Origin of the sequence: Streptomyces sp. NPDC056527 (genome assembly GCF_042794475.1) — a bacterium.
In the GTDB taxonomy this organism is placed as follows: Bacteria; Actinomycetota; Actinomycetes; order Streptomycetales; family Streptomycetaceae; genus Streptomyces.
Genome location: NZ_JBHTTQ010000215.1, coordinates 1 through 3,769, shown reverse-complemented (window position 1 = coordinate 3,769; position 3,769 = coordinate 1). Strand labels below are relative to the sequence as shown.

Annotated in this window: 3 protein-coding genes; all 3 read left to right on the top strand. The window is 70.1% G+C overall.

Annotated elements, in window-relative coordinates:
- A partial coding sequence (locus ACFQ7Q_RS37850) for a carbohydrate ABC transporter permease (protein WP_383563727.1) occupies positions 1–1,050 on the top strand: 1,050 nt, incomplete at its 5' end.
- Positions 1,044–1,910 carry a sugar ABC transporter permease gene (locus ACFQ7Q_RS37845; RefSeq protein WP_383563730.1) on the top strand — a complete coding sequence of 289 codons (867 nt, stop codon included), beginning with the start codon at positions 1,044–1,046 and terminating at the stop codon, positions 1,908–1,910. The genes ACFQ7Q_RS37850 and ACFQ7Q_RS37845, both read left to right, overlap by 7 nt.
- 47 nt (positions 1,911–1,957) lie before the next feature.
- Entirely contained in the window at positions 1,958–3,625 is a 1,668-nt protein-coding gene (locus tag ACFQ7Q_RS37840) for an alpha-amylase family glycosyl hydrolase (protein WP_383563724.1), read from the top strand.
- Positions 3,626–3,769: the final 144 nt, after the last annotated feature.

The following is a 3,769-nucleotide window of genomic DNA, read 5'->3' as shown; positions in this document are numbered from 1 at the left end:
GGGTGGGCACCTCCTACCCGGCGGTGGGCCCCCCCCCCCCCGGCCGCCGGGGCGGGCGCCCGGTGGACCACGACGGGGGGGGGCCCGGCCCCCCCCCCCCGCCACCGTGGTACTGGCACCCCCGGGGGAAAGGCGCGCCGTTCCCTCTCCACACACTGGTACGCCTGGGCGATGGTCGCTCCGGTGGTGATCGTGATCGGCGTGATCATCGGGTACCCGCTGGTACGCGGGATCTACCTGTCGCTCACCGACGCCAACGAGCGCAACGTCGCGCGGAGCATCGGCGTCAACGAGATCCCCGCGACCTACGAGTTCGTCGGCCTGGACAACTACGTCGAGGCTCTCAACGGGGGGCAGTTCTTCAGCACCCTCGGCTGGACGCTGGTGTGGACGGTGTGCTGTGTCTCCGTCACCTTCGGCCTCGGCCTCGGCCTCGCCAACATCCTCAACCGCAAGATCGCCGGCCGTTCCTTCTACCGGATGATGCTGATCCTGCCCTGGGCCGTGCCCGGCTTCGTCTCGGTCTTCGCCTGGCGCTTCCTGTACGACGAGCGCCGCGGCATGCTCAACCAGATCCTCGCCGGCGGCGGCATCGACGCCGTGCCGTGGCTCAACGACCCCACCTGGGCCAAGTTCTCGGTCATCGCCGTCAACGTCTGGCTGGGCGTCCCCTTCATGATGGTCGCCCTGCTCGGCGGACTGCAGTCCATCCCCGGTGAGCTCTACGAGGCCGCCGAGATGGACGGCGCCAACGCCTGGCAGCGCTTCCGGAACATCACGCTGCCCGGGCTGCGCTCGGTCTCCACCACCGTGATCCTGCTGAGCACCATCTGGACCTTCAACATGTTCCCGGTGATCTTCCTGCTCACCCGGGGCGGGCCAGGCGAGGCCACCCAGATCCTGGTCACCCAGGCGTACAAGTTCTCCTTCGAGATCAGCCCCCGTGACTTCGCCCAGTCGTCCACCTGGGGCGTCCTCATCCTGATCCTCCTGATGGGCTTCGCCGCGATCTACCGGCGAGTCCTCCGCAAGCAGGGAGAAGTCTGGTGACCACCGCACAGACCACCGCGACCAACGCCCCCCGGCGCGGCCGCCGCTCGCCGCTCGCCTCGATCGGGCTGCACACCACCCTGATCGTCGCCTCCGTGATCGCCGTCTTCCCGGTGCTGTGGGTCCTGCTCACCTCGCTCAAGCCGGCGAAGTACGCGACCACGACCGACTTCTTCAAGGAGACGACGCTCGCGAACTACACCGACCTGCTGGAGAACACCGAGTTCCTCGCATGGTTCGGCAACTCGCTGCTCATCGCGGGCCTCACCACGCTCCTCGGCGTCTTCGTCGCCTCCACCACCGGCTACGCCGTCAGCCGCTTCCGCTTCCCCGGCAAGCGCGGACTGATGTGGACGCTGCTGGTCACCCAGATGTTCCCGGTCGCCGTCCTGATCGTGCCGATCTACAACATCATGGCGACGCTCGGCCTGCTGAACAGGGCCGCCGGTCTGGTCATCACGTACCTCACCATCGCGGTCCCCTTCTGCGCCTGGATGATGAAGGGCTTCTTCGACACCATCCCGCGCGAGATCGACGAGTCGGGCCAGGTGGACGGGCTCAACCCGTTCGGCACCTTCTGGCGGCTGATCCTGCCGCTCGCCAAGCCGGGGCTCGCGGTGACCGCGTTCTACTCCTTCATCACCGCCTGGGGCGAGGTCGCCTACGCGTCCGCCTTCATGGTCGGCGACGAGAACCTCACGCTGGCCGGCGGACTGCAGAAGTTCGTCAACCAGTACGGCGCCCAGTGGGGTCCGATGTCCGCGGCCTCGGTGCTCATCGCCATCCCGGCGGCGCTGGTGTTCCTCTTCGCCCAGCGGCACCTGGTGACCGGCATGTCCGCCGGCGCCGTCAAGGGCTGACCCTGAACACCCCACACGTACCCCCCTCCTTACCTCTCAAGGAAGACATGACCCAGCACCTCGCTGCCCCCGCCGCCGCCCCGACCACCGGCACGCACACGGGTTGGTGGAGAGACGCGGTGATCTACCAGGTCTACCCACGCAGCTTCGCCGACGGAAACGGCGACGGCATGGGCGACCTGGAGGGCATCCGCGGCCGGCTGCCGTATCTGAAGGAGCTCGGCGTCGACGCCGTCTGGCTCAGCCCGTTCTACGCCTCCCCACAGGCGGACGCGGGCTACGACGTCGCCGACTACCGGGCCATCGACCCGATGTTCGGCAGCCTCCTCGACGCCGACGCGCTCATCCGCGAGGCGCACGAGCTGGGCCTGCGGATCATCGTCGACCTGGTGCCCAACCACTCCTCCGACCAGCACGAGTGGTTCCAGCGCGCGCTGCGCGAGGGCCCCGGCTCCCCGCTGCGCGAGCGCTACCACTTCCGCCCGGGGAAGGGCGAGAACGGCGAACTGCCGCCCAACGACTGGGAGTCCATCTTCGGCGGCCCCGCGTGGACGCGGGTCGAGGAGGCGGACGGCACCCCCGGGGAGTGGTACCTGCACCTCTTCGCTCCGGAGCAGCCCGACTTCAACTGGGAGCACCCCGCCGTACGCGACGAGTTCCGCTCCATCCTGCGGTTCTGGCTCGACATGGGCGTCGACGGCTTCCGTGTCGACGTCGCCCACGGACTGGTCAAGGCCGAGGGCCTGCCGGACATCGGAGCGCACGACCAGCTCAAGCTGCTCGGCAACGACGTCATGCCGTTCTTCGACCAGGACGGCGTCCACGAGATCTACCGCTCCTGGCGCCAGGTCCTCTCCGAGTACGACGGAGAGCGCGTCCTCGTCGCCGAGGCGTGGACCCCGACCGTCGAGCGGACCGCGCACTACGTGCGCCCCGACGAGATGCACCAGGCGTTCAACTTCCAGTACCTGGGCACCCATTGGGACGCCGAGGAGCTGCGCCGGGTGATCGACGCCTCGCTGGCCGCGATGCGTCCGGTCGGCGCGCCCACCACCTGGGTGCTCTCCAACCACGACGTCACCCGGCACGCCACCCGCTTCGCCAACCCGGCGGGCCTCGGCACCCAGCTGCGCGAGCCCGGCGACCGCGAGCTGGGCCTGCGCCGGGCCCGTGCCGCGACGCTGCTGATGCTGGCGCTGCCCGGATCGGCGTACGTCTACCAGGGCGAGGAGCTCGGCCTGCCGGACGTCACCGACCTGCCCGACGAGGTCCGCCAGGACCCGTCGTTCTTCCGGGCCACCGGCCAGGACGGCTTCCGCGACGGCTGCCGGGTCCCCATCCCGTGGACCGTCGAGGGCAGCTCGTACGGCTTCGGCAGCGGCGGCAGCTGGCTGCCGCAGCCCGCCACCTGGGGCGCGCTCAGCGTCGAGGCGCAGGCCGGGGACCCCGGCTCCACCCTGGAGCTGTACCGCAGCGCGCTCGCCGTGCGCCGCGAGCAGCCCGGGCTCGGTGCGGGCGAGGACATCGAGTGGCTGGAGGCGCCCGAGGGCGTGCTCTCCTTCCGCCGCGACGGCTTCGTCTGCACCGCCAACACCACCGGTCGGGCCATCTCCGTCCCGCTGCCCGGCCGGTTCCTTCTCTCCAACGAGCCCGTCTCCCACGGGGAGGGCTTCGCGGAGCTGCCCGCCGACACCACCGTCTGGTGGGCGGTGTGACGATTCCCCTGCCGCGGGGGGGCGGGGCCGGCGCCCCCCCGCGCGCGGCCCAACCCGCCCCCGCGGGGGGGGGCTGTGTCTTTTAAAAAAAAACCAGCCCACCCAACCGAGCGAATAATGGTATTGGGGGGGGTGGGTGTAAGG

What these genes read in the sequence shown, in the direction of transcription:
- ACFQ7Q_RS37840 (WP_383563724.1), top strand. Translation starts at nt 1,958, where the DNA reads ATGACCCAGCACCTCGCTGCCCCCGCCGCCGCCCCGACCACCGGCACG.